The sequence below is a fragment of the Arthrobacter sp. SRS-W-1-2016 genome, assembly GCF_002009585.1.
Lineage (GTDB): Bacteria > Actinomycetota > Actinomycetes > Actinomycetales > Micrococcaceae > Arthrobacter > Arthrobacter bambusae_A.
In genome coordinates, this window is record NZ_MTPV01000078.1 from 1 (window position 1) to 19,002 (window position 19,002).

General features: G+C 64.2%; 16 protein-coding genes. 10 read left to right on the forward strand and 6 right to left on the reverse strand.

Features of this window, described 5'->3' with window-relative positions:
- Positions 1–382 precede the first annotated feature (382 nt).
- Complete coding sequence (gene pdxS, locus BMF89_RS20885; RefSeq protein WP_078108963.1) at positions 383–1,309, forward strand: pyridoxal 5'-phosphate synthase lyase subunit PdxS; 927 nt, start codon at positions 383–385, stop codon at positions 1,307–1,309.
- A gap of 377 nt (positions 1,310–1,686) precedes the next feature.
- Here pdxS and BMF89_RS20890 read toward each other — a convergent pair whose 3' ends face one another.
- The 3 genes from BMF89_RS20890 to BMF89_RS20900 are packed head-to-tail and all read right to left on the reverse strand — an operon-like array spanning position 1,687 to position 5,793.
- A complete protein-coding gene (locus BMF89_RS20890) occupies positions 1,687–3,699 on the reverse strand; it encodes a M3 family metallopeptidase (protein ID WP_078108964.1) in 2,013 nt (670 codons plus the stop codon).
- 49 nt (positions 3,700–3,748) lie between these two features.
- Positions 3,749–4,501: a glutamine amidotransferase gene (locus BMF89_RS20895; protein ID WP_078108965.1), complete on the reverse strand. Its 753-nt coding sequence runs from the start codon at positions 4,499–4,501 to the stop codon at positions 3,749–3,751.
- A complete protein-coding gene (locus BMF89_RS20900; RefSeq protein WP_078108966.1) occupies positions 4,498–5,793 on the reverse strand; it encodes a Mur ligase family protein in 1,296 nt (431 codons plus the stop codon). The genes BMF89_RS20895 and BMF89_RS20900 overlap by 4 nt, the downstream gene beginning before the upstream one ends.
- Positions 5,794–5,894: 101 nt before the next feature.
- Here BMF89_RS20900 and pdxT point away from each other — a divergent pair, with 101 nt between their 5' ends.
- The 9 genes from pdxT (at position 5,895) to BMF89_RS20945 (ending at position 15,789) form a co-directional block, all read left to right on the forward strand.
- The gene (pdxT, locus tag BMF89_RS20905; protein WP_078108967.1) at positions 5,895–6,596 is read left to right on the forward strand and encodes a pyridoxal 5'-phosphate synthase glutaminase subunit PdxT; all 702 of its coding nucleotides are present in this window, start codon (positions 5,895–5,897) and stop codon (positions 6,594–6,596) included.
- Positions 6,597–6,599: 3 nt separating this feature from the next.
- Positions 6,600–7,355, forward strand: a complete 756-nt coding sequence (locus BMF89_RS20910) for a YebC/PmpR family DNA-binding transcriptional regulator (RefSeq protein ID WP_078108968.1) — start codon at positions 6,600–6,602, stop codon at positions 7,353–7,355.
- A gap of 44 nt (positions 7,356–7,399) precedes the next feature.
- On the forward strand, positions 7,400–7,978 hold the full coding sequence (gene ruvC, locus BMF89_RS20915) for a crossover junction endodeoxyribonuclease RuvC (RefSeq protein ID WP_078108969.1): 579 nt from the start codon (positions 7,400–7,402) through the stop codon (positions 7,976–7,978).
- Positions 7,979–8,081: 103 nt separating this feature from the next.
- Entirely contained in the window at positions 8,082–8,726 is a 645-nt protein-coding gene (ruvA, locus tag BMF89_RS20920) for a Holliday junction branch migration protein RuvA (protein WP_078108970.1), read from the forward strand.
- Positions 8,719–9,795 (forward strand): Holliday junction branch migration DNA helicase RuvB, encoded by a 1,077-nt coding sequence (ruvB, locus tag BMF89_RS20925; protein WP_078108971.1) that lies wholly within the window; start codon positions 8,719–8,721, stop codon positions 9,793–9,795. Before ruvA ends, ruvB begins: the two co-directional genes overlap by 8 nt.
- Before the next feature lie 190 nt (positions 9,796–9,985).
- Entirely contained in the window at positions 9,986–10,369 is a 384-nt protein-coding gene (gene yajC / locus BMF89_RS20930) for a preprotein translocase subunit YajC (protein WP_078108972.1), read from the forward strand.
- Between the two features lie 109 nt (positions 10,370–10,478).
- On the forward strand, positions 10,479–12,233 hold the full coding sequence (gene secD, locus BMF89_RS20935; protein WP_078108973.1) for a protein translocase subunit SecD: 1,755 nt from the start codon (positions 10,479–10,481) through the stop codon (positions 12,231–12,233).
- Positions 12,233–13,246 carry a protein translocase subunit SecF gene (gene secF, locus BMF89_RS20940; RefSeq protein WP_078108974.1) on the forward strand — a complete coding sequence of 338 codons (1,014 nt, stop codon included), beginning with the start codon at positions 12,233–12,235 and terminating at the stop codon, positions 13,244–13,246. The genes secD and secF overlap by 1 nt, the downstream gene beginning before the upstream one ends.
- A gap of 149 nt (positions 13,247–13,395) precedes the next feature.
- Positions 13,396–15,789 (forward strand): bifunctional (p)ppGpp synthetase/guanosine-3',5'-bis(diphosphate) 3'-pyrophosphohydrolase, encoded by a 2,394-nt coding sequence (locus tag BMF89_RS20945; RefSeq protein ID WP_078108975.1) that lies wholly within the window; start codon positions 13,396–13,398, stop codon positions 15,787–15,789.
- Between the two features lie 11 nt (positions 15,790–15,800).
- Here BMF89_RS20945 and BMF89_RS20950 read toward each other — a convergent pair whose 3' ends face one another.
- The 3 genes from BMF89_RS20950 to BMF89_RS20960 all read right to left on the reverse strand — a co-directional run bounded on the left by BMF89_RS20950 (position 15,801) and on the right by BMF89_RS20960 (position 18,937).
- Entirely contained in the window at positions 15,801–16,445 is a 645-nt protein-coding gene (locus tag BMF89_RS20950; RefSeq protein WP_078108976.1) for a type IV toxin-antitoxin system AbiEi family antitoxin, read from the reverse strand.
- Between the two features lie 93 nt (positions 16,446–16,538).
- Positions 16,539–18,047 (reverse strand): DUF349 domain-containing protein, encoded by a 1,509-nt coding sequence (locus tag BMF89_RS20955; RefSeq protein ID WP_078108977.1) that lies wholly within the window; start codon positions 18,045–18,047, stop codon positions 16,539–16,541.
- Positions 18,048–18,112: 65 nt separating this feature from the next.
- Positions 18,113–18,937: a peptidylprolyl isomerase gene (locus BMF89_RS20960; RefSeq protein ID WP_078108978.1), complete on the reverse strand. Its 825-nt coding sequence runs from the start codon at positions 18,935–18,937 to the stop codon at positions 18,113–18,115.
- Positions 18,938–19,002 lie beyond the last annotated feature (65 nt).

Sequence of the window (19,002 nt, forward strand, 5' to 3'; positions counted from 1 at the left end):
GCGAAAACAAGGAAAACACGTCCCAAGTACTAGCTGTTGAGCTCCCAATGAACCCGGATCGCCTCCGCGACCGGCCCGGTGTTGCCCTCACAATTGCCGAAGACAGATTCCTGCGCCTTTGCATCGTCAACCAATCCGCTGCCGTCAATGCACCTGAAGTATCCGCGACACGCGGGACCCATATCACCCGCTGCGCGAAGCCCCGCCGGTGCCGGCGGAACTGCGTGGCAGAGGCGGGTAACCAAGTACGACGGGCACAGCGCAGGGGACTAGTATTGAAGTTACTTGGTCAATGTGACCTGGAAATCCGGTGCGCGCTGTGTGTGGCCCCTGTCCGCCTGCGCCCCCGGCCAAGGTCTTCTATCTACCCATAGGGGTTTTTGTGTCTACACCTGATGTAAGCAACGAAGCCGGTTCGTCCGCAGCCAGCGTTACGGGCAGCAACCGCGTCAAGCGCGGCATGGCCGAGATGCTCAAGGGCGGCGTCATCATGGACGTCGTCAACGTCGAGCAGGCCCGCATCGCCGAAGATGCCGGTGCCGTGGCCGTCATGGCGCTCGAGCGCGTTCCCGCCGACATCCGCGCCCAGGGCGGCGTGTCCCGCATGTCGGACCCGGACATGATCGACCAGATCATCGCCGCCGTGTCCATCCCCGTCATGGCCAAGGCCCGGATCGGGCACTTCGTCGAGGCACAGGTCCTGCAGTCCCTCGGTGTTGACTACATCGACGAGTCCGAGGTCCTGACCCCCGCCGACTACACCCACCACATCGACAAGTGGAACTTCACCGTTCCCTTCGTCTGTGGTGCCACCAACCTCGGCGAGGCGCTGCGCCGCATCAACGAGGGCGCGGCCATGATCCGCTCCAAGGGCGAGGCCGGCACAGGCGACGTCTCCAACGCCACCACCCACATGCGACAGATCCGCGCCGAGATCCTCCGCCTCTCCACCCTGCCCGAGGACGAACTCTACGTCGCGGCCAAGGAACTGCAGGCACCGTACGAACTCGTCAAGGAAATCGCCGCCACCGGCAAGCTCCCCGTCGTCCTCTTCACCGCCGGCGGCATCGCCACCCCGGCCGACGCTGCCATGATGATGCAGCTCGGCGCGGACGGCGTGTTCGTCGGCTCGGGCATCTTCAAGTCCGGCAACCCGGCCCAGCGTGCCGCCGCCGTCGTGAAGGCCACCACCTTCTTCGACGACCCCGACGTCATCGCCAAGGTCTCCCGCGGCCTGGGCGAAGCCATGGTGGGCATCAACGTCGAGGAAATCCCCGAACCCCACCGCCTCGCCGAGCGCGGCTGGTAAATCCCAGTTAACCGGCGCGCTCTGTTGGCGCGCCGGACGGCGCGGATGTCTGCGCGCTTGGTTGGTGCACCGGACGGCGCTGATCCTCGGCGCGCTATTCCCCGCTCCCGGTTGGCGGGCAGGCAGGCCCCGATCCTCTGCGTGCTATTCCCCGCGTTTCGCTGCCGCGGCTTTGCCGCGACTCCGGGCGGGGGCCCTTTTACGCACGCTGCCGGATCAGTGCCCGCCTCAATGCAGTGCGGCTTAGTACGACGCCGGCCGGTCGCCTTTTCGGTGACCGACCGGCGTCGTGCGTTAACCCAACTGACTCGCAGTTGTTGTCGTTCTGAGGCTCCAAAACGACAACTACTGCGAGTCAGTTGGGTCGGCCGGCCACGCTACTGGAGGCCGCGACGCTTCAGGAGCGGATCGAGGGCGGCATCGCGGCCACGGAGCGTGCGGAAGGATTCCAGCGGATCCCGGCTGTTGCCACGGGAGAGCAGCTCCGAGCGGAATCGTTCGCCGTTCTCGCGCAGCAGCCCGCCGTTTTCCGTGAACCAGTCCACCGTTTCCGCGTCCAGCACTTCACTCCAGATGTAGGAGTAGTACCCGGCAGCGTAGAAGTCCCCGGCGAAGATGTGCTGGAAATACCCCGTGCGGTACCGGGGCGGTATGAGGGAGTGCGCCACGCCTGCGGCTGCCAATGCCTTGGCCTCGAAGTCCTGAGCATCCTGCGGAACACCGTCCACGTCCAGGACATGCCAGGCCAGGTCCAGGAGGGCTGCGCCGAGGTACTCGGTGGTGGCGAAACCCTCGCCCCAGAGCCTGGACTCGTTGAGGCGGTCAATGGTGTCTTGGGGGAGCGGCTCTCCGGTGGCGTAGTGGCGCGCGTAGTTGCCGATGATTTCCGGCCACATGATCCACATCTCGTTGACCTGCGACGGATACTCGACGAAGTCCCGGGGGACCGAGGTTCCGGAGAACCGCGGATACGTGACGTTGGAGAAGAGCCCGTGCAGGGCATGGCCGAACTCGTGGAACGTGGTGCGGACTTCGTCCAGGGTGAGCAGTGTCGGTTCTCCGGCCGGCGGTTTGGAGATGTTCAGGTTGTTGATGACCACCGGCTTGGTCCCCAGCAGTGCTGATTGTTCGACGAGCGAGTTCATCCAGGCGCCGCCTCGCTTGGAGTCCCGCGCGTAGTAGTCGCCCAGGAAAAGGCCGAGCTCGGAGCCGTCCTCGTTCCGTACCTCCCAAACGCGGACGTCGGGGTGGTACCCCTCAAGGGTTTTCCGCTCGTGGAAAGTAATCCCGAAGAGGCTCGTAGCTGCGAAGAACACGCCGTCCACGAGTACCCGGTCCAATTCGAAATAGGGCCGCAGCAGCTGTTCGTCCACCTCATACTGCTCCCTCCGGACCTTCGAGGAGTAGTACGCCCAGTCCCACGCTTCCAACGGGTGCCCCGCACTCGCCGCCAAGGCAGCCGCTTCGGCGTCGGCGTTGCGGATAGCGGCAGGGGCGAGGCGGTTCAGCATCGTCTGTACGGCCGCGAAATCAGGGGCAGTCTGGCGTTCCAGGACGAGTTCGGCGTAGTTGCCGAACCCGAGCAGGCCCGCCTTCTCGGCCCTCAAACGCACCATCGCCTTCGCCAGTTCCATGACGTCCAGGCTGCCGCCGTCGCTGCCTCGCGCAATGGATGCCTCATACAGGCGACGGCGAAGCTCGCGGTTCTGCAAAGAAGCCAGAGCAGGCTGGTTGCTCGGCTGTATGAGGGTCAGGACGTATTTCCCCTCGTGCCCGGCAGTGCGTGCTGCCTCCGCGGCACTGGCAATGTCGTCCGCAGGGAGGCCCGTAAGTTCCGTGGCGTCCTCCACCACAAGCGCGGCGTCCTTCATGGCTTCCTTGACGCGTTGCCCGTACTCCGTTCCCAAACGGGAGAGTTCCGCATTGAGGCTTTTGAGCTTTTCCTGGTCAGCCGGATCAAGGTGGATCCCCGACTGGCGGAATTCCCGGAGGTACTCCTGGACCAGCCGGAGGGATTCGTCATCGAGGCCCGAGGTGTCCACGGCTGCGAAACGTTCGTACAGTCCGCGATTGAGGTAGACAGCGTCCTGGTGGCTCGCGAAACGGGGAGACAGCCCGGTTTCGAGTTCCCGGATGGCGTCGGAGGCGTCGGCGGAAACCAGGGTGAAGAAGGCTGCGGCGGCCCGCTCCAGCAGCCGGCCGGAGCGTTCCATCGCCACCGCCGTGTTTTCGAAGGATGCAGGCTCCGGATTGTCCACGATGGACTGGATCTCGGCCAGATGCTCAGCGAGGCCCGCTTCAACGGCTTCGGCGTAGTGGTTGTCCTGGATCGTTGCGAAGGGCGGCAATCCGAAGGGAAGGGTGCTCGGCTCCAAGAGAGGGTTCGTCATGAAGCAACCCTTTCATGCGAGATCCCCGCCCACAACGCTTTTCCTCGTGTTAGCGCGGTCGCCGCGCCGCATGTTCGCGCGCGAGGCGGGCAAAGTCGTCGTCGGGCGTTCCGGGGACGAAAGTACCGTACTTGCGTTCGACGGCGGTTCGGATCAGGAAATCGGCGATGGCAGGATTCTTGGGCAACAAGGAACCGTGCAAGTAGCTGGCAACAACATTCCGGTGCCTGGCACCCTCGTGGTTGTCCTTGCTGTTGTTGCCGGCACCTTTGGACACGGTGCCGAGGGGCTCGACACCGGGGCCCAGCGAGGTTTGTCCGCTGTGGTTCTCGTAGCCGAGGATTTCCCCGAACTCGGACGAGGTGAGGGTGACATTCCCGATGAGGCGCTCGTCGGTGCCGACCGTCTCGACGTCAAGGATGCCGATGCCCGGGATGACAGGGCCGCTCTTCGTCTTGAAAAACTTGCCGAAGAGTTGGTAGAGCCCGCAAATAACCAGCATGGGCGTTCCGTCCTCGGCCATCTCGCGGAGTTGCTCGGCGCGTGCCTGGAGATCTTCCTGGATGACTACCTGGCCGCTGTCCTGCCCGCCGCCGCCCACAATGAGGTCGACATCCTCGGGAAAGTCGTCACCCACGTTGTATTCAAGGAGTTCAGGCGTGTAGCCGTGCCAAAGCAGGCGCTGCCGCAAGACGAGCGCGTTTCCCCAGTCCCCGTAGATGTTCATCTCACGGGGGTACAACTGCAGGACCCGGATGGTGCCCTTGCTGGCGTGGGGGGCGGTGTCTTCGGCCGGGGTCATGAGACCACCTCTACTGTGGTGATTTTGGAGAGTTCGCGCCGGATGGCCAACATCGCGGTGTAGGTGCAGAACACGCGTTTCGGCTTGCCGGCCGAGCCCCGGATGAATTCAGCCAACGCCGCAGGGATGTCGGTGTTCACTGAACCGAAACGGACCTCGTCGTACTGCAGGCGCAGGGCCATGTCGTAGGCACGGACACCGGTGAGGACTTCGACGCCATCCTCGCGCAGGGAGTCGAACTCAACGTCCCAGAGCCACGACATGTCGCGGCCGTCGGCGTAGTTGTCGTTGATGGCAATCATGGACGCGTAGCCCTTCGCCGGGAAGGACTTGAGGCCCAGGCGGAAACCACTCGGGTTCTTCACCAGGACCAACTCAAGAGGCTGGCCATCCACCGTCAGGCTTTCCCCGCGGCCGAACGCCGGAGCCACCTCGGAGAGCGCCTTGACGAGCTTCGCGGCATCGCCGGGCCTGCCGCTTGCCCCGGTGATGCTCCTGGCCAGAACCAAGGCGGCGGCTGCATTGAAGATGTTGTAGACGCCGCGGAGCTTCATGTGGGTCGCGACGCGGGTTCCGTCGAACTCGAAGTCGGCGTCGTCGGCACCCACCCGGCGGAGTACGACGTCGGCCTCCGGGGAGGCGGGCACGTTACCGAGGGGTCTGGTTCCCGGAGCCGCGGCCCGCATGTCGTCGTCGTTCGGGAAGGTGCTGCGGAGCGATTGGTCCAATCCGAAGTAGAGCACCTCGGGGCCGCTGACGGCTGCTGCGATACGGGCGACCCGGGGATCCTCGCGGTTCAAGACCACGGTGCCTGTAGTTCGCTCGGCGATGCGCTGGAGAAGCAACGCGGTGGCGTCGATTTCGCCGAAGCGGTCCAGCTGGTCCCGCAGGACGTTGAGGAGAAGGCAGTAGCGCGGCGGCACTTTGTTCACGAAATGCACGGCATGGGCCTCGTCGAGTTCCAACACCGCGACGTCGGCGTCCAGCCTGCCGCGCCAGTCCACCTCACCCAGGAGCGCAGCTGCCACTCCCCGGGTGAAGTTGCTGCCCGTCCGGTTGGTGAAGACCTTGAGGCCTTGGCTTTCCAGGAGTTCCACGACCATTTTGGTGGTGGTGGTCTTGCCGTTGGTCCCGCTCACCACAGCCACACCGTGGGGGAGCGAGGACAGCGTCCTCTGCATGAAGCCGGGGTCGATCTTCTCGACCACGAGGCCCGGCAAAGCCGAACCCCCGCCGCGAAGCCGGGACACAGCACGGACCAGCTTGCCGAGCGGAACGGTGAACGAAAACATGCTCTGTAATATATCCCAGTTGGTGCATAAACCACGTGCCGCAAGCCTGCAGTGCCACCACCGGGGCAAGGCCTGCAGCGGCGGCGCATTATGATGGTCGAATGACCAATCCCCCTTCCGAGGCGTCATCAAGCGTGGGCACGGGCCTGCGCATCGGCGTCCTCGCACTACAAGGCGATTTTCGTGAGCACATCCACGCCGTCGAAGCGGCCGGCGCCACCGGCGTCGGCATCCGGCGTCCGGCGGAACTCGACGACATTGACGGCCTCATCATTCCCGGCGGCGAGTCCACCACCATCGACAAGCTGGCGCGGATCTTCGAACTCGCGGATCCGATCCGTAAGCAGATCGCGTCCGGGCTGCCGGTCTATGGGTCCTGCGCCGGAATGATCCTCCTGGCAGACGACATCGCCGATCCCGCCACGGACCTCGCCGGGAATCCGCAGCAGACTTTCGGCGGGTTGGACATCACGGTCCGCCGCAACGCGTTCGGCCGGCAGCGTGAGTCTTTCGAAACCGACCTTGACTTCAAGGGCCTCGAGTTCAGCGCCGGCGAGTCCGGAGTCGACCCCGTCCATGCCGTCTTCATCCGGGGGCCATGGGTGGAGCGCGTCGGTCCGGGCGTCGAAATCCTTGCCCAGGTGGAACCGGGAAAAGCCAGCCACACGGACACTTTGCACGGGTTGGCTAGAATTGTTGCAGTGCGCTCAGGTCGGTTGCTGGCCACCTCCTTCCACCCGGAAGTGACTGGGGAGAAGCGCGTGCATGAATTGTTTATTCGAATGATCAGAGGGGAAGTTTAAAGCATGTCAGGCCACTCCAAATGGGCGACGACCAAGCACAAGAAGGCCATCCTCGATAGCCGCCGGGCCAAGTCGTTCGCCAAACTGATCAAGAACATCGAAGTAGCGGCCCGCATGGGCGGACCGGACCTTGCCGGCAACCCGAGCCTGGAACTAGCCGTAACCAAAGCCAAGAAGACGTCGGTCCCCGCTGACAACATCGACCGCGCCATCAAGCGCGGAGCCGGGCTCACCGGCGAAGTGGTCGACTACACGGAAATCATGTACGAAGCCCGCGGCCCGCAGGGTTCAGCCCTCCTGATCGAGTGCCTCACGGACAACAAGAACCGTGCCGCCTCCGAGGTCCGGCTGGCCATCTCCCGCAACGGCGGCACCATCGCCGACCCCGGCTCCGTGAGCTACCTCTTCACCCGCAAGGGCGTCGTCAACCTGCCCAAGAACGGTCTCAGCGAAGACGACATCCTGATGGCCGTGCTCGACGCAGGCGCCGAGGAAGTCAAGGACAGCGGCGACAACTGGGAAATCCACTCGGAACCCACCGATCTGCAGGCCATCCGCGAAGCCCTCAAGGAAGCCGGCATCGAATACGAGACGGACGAAGCTGAATTCGTCCCGTCCATGCAGGTACCGCTTGACCTCGACGGTGCCAAGAAGTTCATGAAGCTCGTCGACGCCCTCGAGGATCTCGACGACGTGCAGAACGTCTACACCAACGCGGACATGAGCGAGGAAGTCCAGGCTGCGCTCGAAGCCGAGTAATGCTTTTTGCGACATAGCCTGACAACCAACAGGGAGGCCCGGACTTGACTCTTCGCGTACTAGGAGTCGATCCGGGCCTCACCCGTTGCGGCATCGGAGTGGTCGACGTCGAACGGAACAGGCGCGCCACCATGGTGGCCGTCTGCGTCGTGGGAACCTCCCCGGAACAATCATTGGACCAGCGCCTGCTGGTCATCGCCAAGGCCATCGACGAATGGCTGGACCTGTACAAGCCAGACGTTCTTGCGGTCGAACGGGTCTTCTCCCAGTTGAACGTCAGCACTGTCATGGGCGTGGCCCAGGCGTCCGGGGTGGTCATCGCGGCGGCAGCGCGGCGCGGCATCCCGGTGGCGCTCCACACGCCGTCGGAAGTCAAAGCCGCCGTCACGGGAAGCGGCACCTCCAACAAGGAGGCGGTGACCAAGCTCATCACCAAGATCCTGCGCCTGGACGCCCCGCCCCGTCCGGCCGACGCCGCGGACGCGCTGGCCCTCGCCGTCACGCACGCGTGGCGGGCCGGGAGCGGCGCCGCCGTTGCCACCACCGGACCGGGGAGCAGCGCGCTCACGCCGGCCCAGCGGGCATGGGCGGAAGCCGAAGCGAAAGCGCGCCGCGCCCGGTAATTGTCGGCGGCCCTTGCTAGGGTATTCGTAGATATGTTCGGATAGCCCCCGCGTGTTGGATGCAAGCGCAGCATGCACGGGGCAGTACTTCAGGAGCCGGGTCTTGATCAGTTTTCTCCGCGGAACCGTGGCACACGTCAGTCTCTCCACGGCCGTCATCGATCTCAACGGTGCCGGAATGAGCGTCTACGCCACGCCCCAAACCCTCAGCCACCTGCATGTCGGCGAGGAAGCGAAGCTGTTCACTTCGTTGATCGTCCGGGAGGACTCCCTGACGCTCTTTGGTTTCTCGAACGACGACGAACGGGAAGTTTTCGATGTCCTGCTCAGTGTGAGCGGTGTGGGACCGCGGCTGGCCCTCGCAGTCCTCGCCGTCCATGAGCCCGAGGCGATCCGCGTCGCCGCCCATTCCGGTGACGCCAAGTCATTCACCAAGGTGCCAGGCATCGGGCCGAAGGTGGCCGGCCGGATCGTCCTCGAGCTTGCGGGCAAGCTCGTACCCCACGGCACCGCTCCGGGGGCTGCCCCCGCCGTCGCTGCCCAGTCCGTGTGGAAGCCGCAGGTGGTAGCTGCCATGACGAGCCTCGGCTGGTCGGAAAAGGACGCCGCCGGGAGCATCGACAAGGCCATGGCCGATTCCCCGGAACTCGCCGACGCCGGCAACGTCGCCCAGATCCTGCGAGCAACCCTTCGCTGGCTTGGGCAGGACGGCGCCCGAGCCGGAAACCGGGTAGGCAGCCGTGGCTGAGCAATCCCTCGTTACCGGGGGAGAGGAACCCGAAGAGCGCATCATCGAGGCAGCGCTGCGCCCGAAGAACCTCCACGACTTCGTAGGCCAGCACCGCGTCCGCAAGCAACTCTCGCTCGTGCTGGAAGCCTCGAGGATGCGCGGCCGCAGCGCGGACCACGTCCTGCTGTCGGGCCCTCCGGGGCTCGGGAAGACCACGCTCTCCATGATCATCGCCGCCGAGATGAACGCTCCCTTGCGTATCAGCAGCGGGCCGGCCATCCAGCATGCCGGAGACCTCGCGGCCATCCTCTCTTCGCTTTCGGAGGGTGAAGTCCTCTTCCTCGATGAAATCCACCGGATGTCCCGGCCCGCAGAGGAAATGCTCTACATGGCCATGGAGGACTTCCGGGTGGACATCGTGGTGGGCAAGGGCGCCGGCGCCACTGCCATTCCGCTTGAGTTGCCGCCCTTCACCCTCGTCGGGGCCACCACGAGGGCCGGATTGCTGCCTGGACCGCTGCGTGACCGCTTTGGTTTCACAGGGCATCTGGAGTTCTATTCCGTGGCGGAGCTCGAACTGGTGCTGCGCCGCTCGGCCGGACTGCTGGATCTCAAGGTCAATTCCGCCGGCTTCAGCGAGATCGCGGGCCGTTCCCGCGGAACTCCGCGCATCGCCAACCGGCTGCTGCGCCGCGTCCGGGACTGGGCTTTGGTTCACGGCATCGAACAGATCGATGCGCGTGCAGCATCCGCGGCGTTGGACATGTACGAGGTGGACCAGCGTGGATTGGACCGCTTGGACCGTGCCGTGCTGGAAGCCCTGATCCTCAAGTTCAACGGTGGTCCCGTGGGGCTCTCCACCCTTGCAATCGCCGTCGGGGAAGAGCCGGAGACTGTGGAAACGGTCGCTGAGCCGTACCTGGTGCGCGAAGGCCTATTGGGCCGGACGCCGCGCGGCCGGATCGCCATGGCGTCAGCATGGACGCACCTTGGATATGCGGTGCCGGCAGGAGTGTTCGGGCAGGATCCCCTCGCGCTGTTCGAGGACAGCGAAAACGGCGCTGAAAGCATCGACACCGGCCGATAGCACGATCCATTCAGCTTAACCCTCTAGACTGGTATGACACTCGGCACGTTCGAGTCCTTGGTTCTGTGCCCGCCCGTCGGAGCATTGTGCGGCCACGCGGGCGAAAGCTCCACGGCCGCCGGATCCACCGGGCAGACATGGCCGTGAAACCAAAAACGTAAGTAAAGAACGGAACTTCCCTGTGGATCCAATGACAATCCTGCTGTTTGCCATGCTCGGCGTCTTCATCTTCATGATGTTCCGCCGCAACAAGAAGACGCAGCAACAGCAGGCCAAGCTGCAATCCCAGTTCGCCCCCGGCGTTGAGGTCATGACCAGTTTCGGCCTGTTCGGCCGAATTGTCGCGATGGACGACGCTGAGAACAAGGTTGTCCTTGAGCTGTCACCGGGCAACCTCGCCACGGTGCACCGCCAGGCCGTTACCAAAATCATTGAGCCTGTCGAGGAAACCCCGGTGGACGTCCCGGACGACGCGTCGTCGCTGACGGCCGCTGATGCCGAGGCGTCGGCATCCTCGGAAACCCCGGAGGAAACCCTCAGGCGCCTCAACGACGAGGGCAAGAAGGACAGCTAGCCCGTACCCGCTCTACAAGCGGGAATAGCTCTACGGCAATGAATCGCCGCCGGCCTGCGCTCACAAGTGCACGTCGGCGGCTGTTCCGTCATCAACAGGAAGATCGAACATGGCACGAACCGGCCACAAAAATGCAGCCCGCAGGGTGCTGATCTGGCTTGTCGCAATATTCGCTGTACTGACAGCAGTCCTCGGGGGCGGCGTCATCACCGGTCACGCAAGCTGGGCTCCCAAGCTTGCGCTTGACCTCGAGGGCGGCACGCAAATGATCCTCGCGCCCAAGGTCGAAGGATCCACCGGCATCAACGAAGAACAGTTGAACCAAGCCGTTGCGATTATCCGCCAGCGCGTTGACAGCTCCGGCGTTGCCGAAGCGGAAATCACCACGCAGTCCGGCCGTAACGTCGTGGTGAGCCTTCCCGGGACGCCAAGTTCGGAAACACGTGCCTTGATCCAGGCATCTGCCGACATGAACTTCCGACCGGTGATCACCACCGGCGATCCTGCTCCCGTTCCGGTGGCATCGCGGACGCCTGATGCCAGCCTGCCCAAGCCAACGGCTGCGCCAACCAACGCCAGCGACAGCAACTGGGTCACGGCGGACGTCTACAAAGCCTTCGAAGCCCTGGACTGCGCCAATCCTGCGCAGGACAAGCAGCCGCGGTCGGATCCGGCCAAGCCTCTGGTGACCTGCGAGCCGGCAACGGCCACGACTCCCGCCGTCAAGTACATCCTTGGCCCGGTCGAGGTGAAGGGCCAGGACATCGTGTCGTCCTCCTTCGACCCCGTCCAGGGCGCGCAGGGCTCGGTGACCAATGCATGGGGCGTGACGATCACGTTCGACGCCAACGCCACCAAGACCTTCAAGGACGTGACGCAGCGGCTCAACCAGTTCTACGTGGCATCGCAGGCCCAGGGCGGCAACGACCCCAAGGCCCAGTTCGCCATCGTCCTGGATGACCAGGTCATTTCCGCACCGCGTGCCCTCGCCGTGATCACCGATGGCAAGCCGCAGATCACCGGCAACTTCACGCAGGCGTCCGCGCAGGCATTGTCGGACCAGCTTCGCTACGGCGCGTTGCCCATCAGCTTCGATATCCAGTCCGAAGAGCAGATTTCCGCAACCCTCGGTGGCGAGCAGTTGCGCCTTGGCCTGTTGGCCGGTGTGATCGGGCTCCTGCTTGTGGTGGTCTATTCGCTGTTCCAGTACCGGGCCCTGGGCTTCGTCACGATCCTCTCCCTCGTGGTGGCCGGTGGACTCACCTACCTCGCGATCGCGATCCTTGGGTGGACTGAGAACTACCGGCTGTCCTTGGCCGGTGTGGCAGGTCTCATCGTGGCCATCGGCCAAACAGCGGACTCCTTCATCGTGTACTTCGAACGCATCCGTGACGAACTTCGTGAGGGCAAGGGCCTCGTGTCCGCCGTCGCGAACGGTTGGAGGCGCGCCAAGAGGACGGTCCTTGCCTCCAAGGCCGTCAACCTGCTCGCTGCCTTGGTGTTGTATTTCGTCGCTGTTGGAAACGTCCGCGGCTTCGCTTTCACCCTTGGCCTCACCGCGTTGGCGGACCTCCTGGTCGTGTTCATGTTCACGCACCCGACGCTCCAGGTGCTGGCCAAGACGAAGTTCTTCGGCGAAGGACACCGCTTCTCAGGCCTCGACCCCGAGCGACTGGGCGCCGTGCCGCTCTACCTCGGTGCCGGCAGGCTCCGCACGCCGGCGGAGAAGCCCGCCGTCGTCCGCGCCCGCAACACCGGTGCTGCCGCTGAAGCCGAGCGCCGCATGACTATCGCCGAACGTCGGCTTGCCGAAAAGCAAGCCCAGCTGGCTGGTTCTTCCAACGGCACCAAGGAGGAGAAGTAATGACCACGAGCTTCGCAAAGTTCGGCAACGAGCTCTACACGGGCAAGCGCTCTTACAACTTCGTCTCCAACAAGAAGATCTGGTTCATCATCGCCGCAGTCGCAGTGGCGATCTCCATCCTCCTGCCGGTGGTCAAGGGCGGCTACAACCTCGGAATCGACTTCCGGGGCGGTTCCGAGTTCACGGTTTCCAACGTGAAGACGACCGATTCAGCCCCGGGTGAGAAGGCCGTCCACGACGTCGTGCCCGGTGCGGTTCCGCGCGTCGCCAACGTCGCAGGCAACACCATGCGTATCCAGACGGACAAACTCAGCGATGACCAGACCGTCAAGCTCAAAACGGACCTCGCAAAGGTCTACGGCGTCACCGAAAGCCAGGTGACCTCGACCTTCATTGGCCCGACCTGGGGGCAGGATGTCACCAAGCAAGCCCTCATTGGCCTCGCGGTGTTCGTAGGCCTGGCCGCTCTCTTGATGGCTTTGTACTTCCGCACCTGGAAGATGTCTGTCTCTGCCCTCGCCGGCATGCTGGTGACGATGTTCACCACGGCGGGTGTCTACTCCTTGAGCGATTTCGAGGTGACCCCGTCGGCCATCATCGGCTTCCTCACGGTGCTCAGTTACTCCTTGTATGACACCGTGGTGGTTTTCGACAAGATCCGTGAAAACACCTCGGACATCACCACCTCCAGCCGTCGCACTTTCGCCGAAGAGGTCAACCTCGCCGTCAACCAGACCTTGGTGCGCTCCATCAACACCATGATGGTGGCAGTATTGCCGGTCGCCGCGATTCTCTTCATCGGTGCCGGACTGCTCGGCGCCGGCACGCTCCGCGACCTGTCCCTCGCGTTGTTCGTCGGCATCCTGATCGGTACCGCGGCGACGATCTTCATCGCGGCTCCGCTCTACGCCTGGCTGCGCCAGAGCGAACCCGAGCTGCAGAAGCAAGCCAAGAAGGTGGCTACCCGACGAGCGGCAGCTGCCAGCTCGAACTCGGAAGCCGCGGCCGTTTAGCCTCGTTTTCCCTTCGAAGGGCCGGTCACCGCTGAAAAGCGGTGACCGGCCCTGTTCGTTCCCGGCTCCGTCATCTGGGTACCGGTTCTTGGAGAGGTCTCCCGCGGGAATAGACTGGGAGAATTAAGTCAGTCGTGAGAGGTGCTTTTGTGGAGGAACGTACGACGTCGGCGCCGCCGGCGGGCGGAGAGGACGGCCTGAGCCGCGTGCCCGGCACCGCAACTGCAGCTACGGGCAGCACCGTGGATGGTGTGCCCGTGGACAGCCCGGGCGTGCGCCCGACGTTCCCCGGACGGCGCGAGCGGACGCGCTCCAGGCTGGCGAAATTGACCGGACGGGGCGCGAGCACCTATTCGCCCATCCTCGAACCGCTGCTGCGGACGGTCAGGGCCAACAACCCCAAGGAAGACCTCGATCTGATCCAACGTGCCTTCACGGTGGCCGAACGCAGCCACCAGGGGCAGAAGCGGAAGAGCGGCGATCCGTACATCACGCACCCCGTGGCGGTGGCCACGATCCTCGCGGAACTGGGGCTCACCGGAACAACCCTGGCCGCCGCGCTGTTGCACGACACTGTGGAGGACACTCCCTACACCCTCGCTGACCTGACCCGTGATTTCGGCCCGGAAGTCGCGATGCTCGTGGACGGTGTCACCAAGCTCGACAAAGTCCAGTTCGGTGAGGCCGCGCAGTCCGAGACTGTCCGCAAGATGGTTGTGGCCATGGCCAAGGACATCCGCGTGCTCATGATCAAGCTTGCGGACCGCCTGCACAATGCCCGCACTTGGCGTTTTGTTTCCGCTGAGTCGTCCGCACGCAAAGCACGCGAAACCCTGGAGATCTTTGCGCCGCTGGCCCACCGCCTCGGCATGAACACCATCAAATGGGAACTTGAGGATCTGTCCTTCGCCGCCTTGTACCCGAAGGTGTATGAAGAGATCGTCCGGATGGTGGGGGACCGCACTCCGGAACGCGAGAAGAGCCTGAGCGTTATACGCAACCAGATTGCCGAAGACCTGCGGGTCGCACGCATCAAGGCCACAATCACGGGCCGCCCCAAGCATTACTACTCGATCTACCAAAAGATGATCGTCCGGGACAAGGACTTCGACGACATCAACGATCTCATGGGCGTGCGGGTCCTGGTGGATTCCGTCCGTGACTGTTATGCGGCTCTTGGCACCTTGCATTCGCGGTGGAACCCCCTGCCCGGGCGGTTCAAGGATTACATCGCCATGCCGAAGTTCAACATGTACCAGTCCCTGCACACCACGGTCATCGGCCCTGGTGGCAAGCCCGTCGAGATCCAGATCCGCACGCACGAAATGCACCGCCGCGCGGAGTATGGCGTCGCAGCGCACTGGAAGTACAAGGACCAACCCAACCGGACCGCCGTCGGCCCGGGGAGCCCGAAGGACGGCGACATGGGCTGGTTGCGTTCCTTGGTCGACTGGCAGCAGGAAACGTCGGATCCGGGCGAGTTCCTGGATTCGCTGCGTTTCGAGATCAACGCCCGCGAGGTGTTCGTCTTCACCCCCAAGGGCGAAGTCATGGCGTTGCCGGCTGGATCGACGCCTGTGGACTTCGCTTATGCGGTCCACACCGAGGTGGGGCACCGGACCATAGGTGCGCGCGTCAACGGCAAGCTGGTACCGCTCAACAGCGAACTCAATCATGGCGACTGGGTGGAGATCTTCACCTCCAAGGCCGAAGGCGCAGGACCGAGCCAGGACTGGCAGCATTTCGTCAAGAGCGCCCGGGCCCGCAACAAGATCCGCCAGTGGTTCAGCAAGGAACGCCGCGAAGAGGCCATCGAGCGCGGCAAGGACCAGCTGACCCGGGCGATGCGCAAGCAGAACCTGCCCTTGCAGCGGCTCATGACGCATGACGCCCTGTCCACGGTGGCAGAGGAATTCCACTACGTCGACATTTCCGGCCTGTACGCCGGTGTGGGCGACGGTCATACTTCGGCGCAGTCCGTCATGGAAAAGCTCATGGAGCACCTCGGAGGCCATGAGACGCCCGATGAGGACCTCGACGAAGTGAGTATTCCCTCGCAACTCCAGAAGACCCGGTACTCGGACTCCGGGGTCATAGTCAGGGGCGTCGGGGATGTCTGGGTGAAGCTGGCCCGCTGCTGCACGCCCGTACCGCCCGATCCGATCCTCGGGTTCGTGACCCGGGGCTCGGGCGTGTCCGTACACCGCACGGACTGCACGAATGTCTCGGATCTCCGTGACCAGCCCGATCGCATCGTCGAGGTCGAGTGGGCACCGACCCAATCCAGCGTCTTCCTGGTTGAGATCCAGGTGGAAGCACTGGACCGGAAGTCGTTGCTCTCGGACGTCACCCGCGTGCTGTCCGAAAACCACGTCAACATCCTCGCAGCCTCAGTGCACACGTCCAGCGACCGGGTTGCCATCTCCCGCTTCGCTTTCGAAATGGGCGACCCGAAGTACCTGCACCATGTACTCAGCGCTGTGCGCCGGATCGACGGCGTCTTCGACGTCTACAGGACCACGGGGAACCGCAGGAGAAGCTGAATCGAAGCATCTCACGCGGCCTCCTTGGGTTGGAATGCTCCGGCCGGCGGCGGGTCAGCGCTCAGAGCCAGCGCGGCGAGCTTGCGCAAGGCAGCCTTTTTGTGGGGCACCCTCGCGGACGCCTCCACCGCGAGGGTGACGAGGCGCAGCCGGACGCCCAGTTCCTCTTGGGACAGCAGCATTCTCAGTGCGGGCAGGGCCCGGTCCGCTTCGACGTGAAGCGCCACATCGACGGCCGTCCGGAGCGGACTGGTCACGAGCAGGCCGCCGATGCTGACCACGTCCAGTTGGCCCAGGCGGACTTCGTGCAGGATGCAGCCACGGGCCGAACGCACGCTCGATATACGGTGTTTGGCATCCACCAGGAGCGAGAGTTTTTCAGGAGCATCCGCACAACCGTAGATCCAGGCTGCCGTCATGCGGCCTGCAATGACCTTCCTGCGAATACGGTCCGGAACCACCAGGGCGGCCGCGCGGGCGCGAAGCCTCGGCGTGACGACCAGGCCGGGAGGCGTGAAGCTCTTCTCGTAGAGCGGGGTCAGCACACCGTCCGCGGCCATCGATTGCAGCTCGGCCCACGTGAACAGGGCGCTAGGGGCGTACAGTTCCTGGGCAGGGACGACCTGGTGCTGCGAGGGCGGTATTCTCGGGGCCATCCAGCAATCATTGCGTGGCCGCCGCAACGGGAACAGGCCCCGTCCCGGCTATGTGGATAACCGGGACGGAGCCTGTTGGATCAAGCTGTACTACTAGGCGAGGTCGCTCGCTGAACGCTGGATCTGGTCCAGCCAAGCCTCGCGGGCCTCAAGGGCCTCACGGGCGTTCTTGATGCGGCGCTGGTCTCCGGCCTTTTCGGCCTTTTCCAAGTCTTCCTTGAGGCCGGCGATGGCTGCCTCAAGTTGTGACAGGGCACTGTTGGTGCGTGCTTTGGTCTCCGGATTGCTCCGGCGCCACTTGTCCTCTTCGGCGTCGCGGACGGCGTCCTCGACCTTGCGCAGGCCGGCTTCGATCCTGCCCATGTCGGCGCGGGGGACCTTTCCGGCTTCTTCCCAGCGGTCACGGATGGACTGCAAGGCCTTCTTGGCAGCGTTGAGGTCCGTGATCGGCAGCAGGGCCTGGGCCTCGACGATGAGCTCTTCCTTGACGGAAAGGTTGGCAGTGTATTGCTGGTCGATCTCGTCGTTGGCAGCCTGGCGGTTGCTGAAGAAGACGTCCTGGGCTGCGCGGAAACGGAGCCAGAGGGCGTCATCGTCCTTGCGGCTTGCGCGGGGAGTTGCCTTCCACTGATCCATGAGGCGGCGGTATTCGCCGGCCGCGAAACCCCAGTCCGTGGAGCTGGAGAGGGCTTCGGCCTCGACGATCAGCTGTTCCTTGGCGACCTTCGCGGCCGAGTTGGTGCTGTCCAACTGGGAGAAGTAGGCGCGGCGGTGGCGGTCGAAGACGGTACGCGCCGAGCGGAACCGCTTCCACAGGGCGTCCTCATTGCTCCGGCCAAGCCGGATGCCGTTCTTCTGGGCTGTCTTCCAGCTCTCGAAGAGTTCGTTCATGCGGGCGCTCGACGTCTTCCACTGCACCTGGGACGGATCCTGGGACGCGATGGATTCGGCCTCGGCAACGATCGCCTCGCGTGCCGCGAGTTCCGCGGAGCGGGCAGCGTCGTGCGCGGCCTTCTCTGACTTCTCCAACTCGGAAATCTGTCCGGCCAGGGCATCGAGACGGGCTTCCGCGGTGCGAATGTCGCCCACCATGTTCCGCTCGGCAAGCTGCTCGCGCAGGTGCTCGACCGTCTTCTGCATGTCGGTTGCGGGGGCCTTGGACTCCACGCGGTGTTCCATCAAAACGATCTGCGCCACGACGTCGTCGTACTTCCGGGCGAAGTAACCCAGCGCCTCGTCGGTGCTCACTCCCGGGTACTGTCCCACCGGCTGCTCTTCGCCGTCGATGGTCAGGAAGACGTGGCCATCACCCTCGGCTCGCCCCCACTTGGCGGCTTCCGCGAGGGACACAGCCGTAGGCTGGGCCGCCGGCGCGGCCGGAATCACGCTGGGCGAGGCTTTCGGGCGGGCAGCAAATGCCGCCGGAGAAGGCGCATGCGAGGGGGCAGGACGTGGTGCCGGAGAAGCAGGCTTCGTCGCGGACTCGGCCGCGTCGTCTGCCGGGGCGGCTGATTCGACGCCCGTTTGCCCGGCCGCCGGCGCCTGAGTCTCTTCTTCGTTGGCCACTACTGCAGTTTCGTCGGATTTCTGACTGTCTGTCACCGCTAAAAGTCTTTCGCTTGGAGGGATTACTAAGGTAATGCGCCGTGGACCGTGGCCCTGGCTGGTTACTTCAGAGAAAACGAGTCTATCGTGACAGGTGCCACAGGGGCGCCGTCGGTGGCGCTGCTCCCCGGATTAATACCTGCTTGGGCAATCTTCGTCACGACATCCATGCCGCTCGTCACCTTGCCCACCACCGTGTACCCGCCGGCGGAATCCGGGGGAATGACCGTGTCCTTGTACACGATGAAGAACTGGTGCCCGTTGCCGTAGGCGTTATTGCCCGTCCTGGCGACGGCGATGGTTCCGGCCGGGTAGGTGTTGTTGGCGGGGGTGTTCTCCAGCGGTCCCCAGTGGAAGTTGGGGTCATCGGTGGTGTCCGCGCCCTTGGCTCCGCACTGCAGCACCGCGAAGTTGTCAGCGGTGGTCAGTCGAGGGCACTTGAGCCCGCTGTAGTAGCTCGCATCAGTCAGCGATTTGAACACGGCCGCGGCCTGGGGAGCCGTCGCACCATCCAGTTCGACGCCGACGGCGCCTCCGTTGAGGCTGAGCTGGCCGACGAAAGTCTTCCCTGCAGCGGTGTCCGGTTTGGGAATGCCGACACTGTTCGAGCCTGTCGCGGCGGCGGAAGCGGAAGGGCTCGCCGAGGCTGAGGCCGACGGCGAACTCAGTCCGGCCTGCGCCGCGGCGAACTCCGACTCGCTCGGGTTCGAGTTGAACACCGTGAGTTGGAGCACGACGGCGGCAATCAAGGCGGCGGCACCCACGCCGACGGCGATCACGTTGTCCCTGCGGCGGCGCTTGCCCTGTGCACGCCGAAGCTCGCGCTTGGCTTCCATCTGCCTGATGCGCCGTTTGGCTTCACGGTTGTCCCGCGGCCTTGTAGACAAAGGTCCTCCTGGTTGTCTGGACAAGCTTCCATCGCAAGCAAGCCAGACCGTGGTGCCCGCATTAG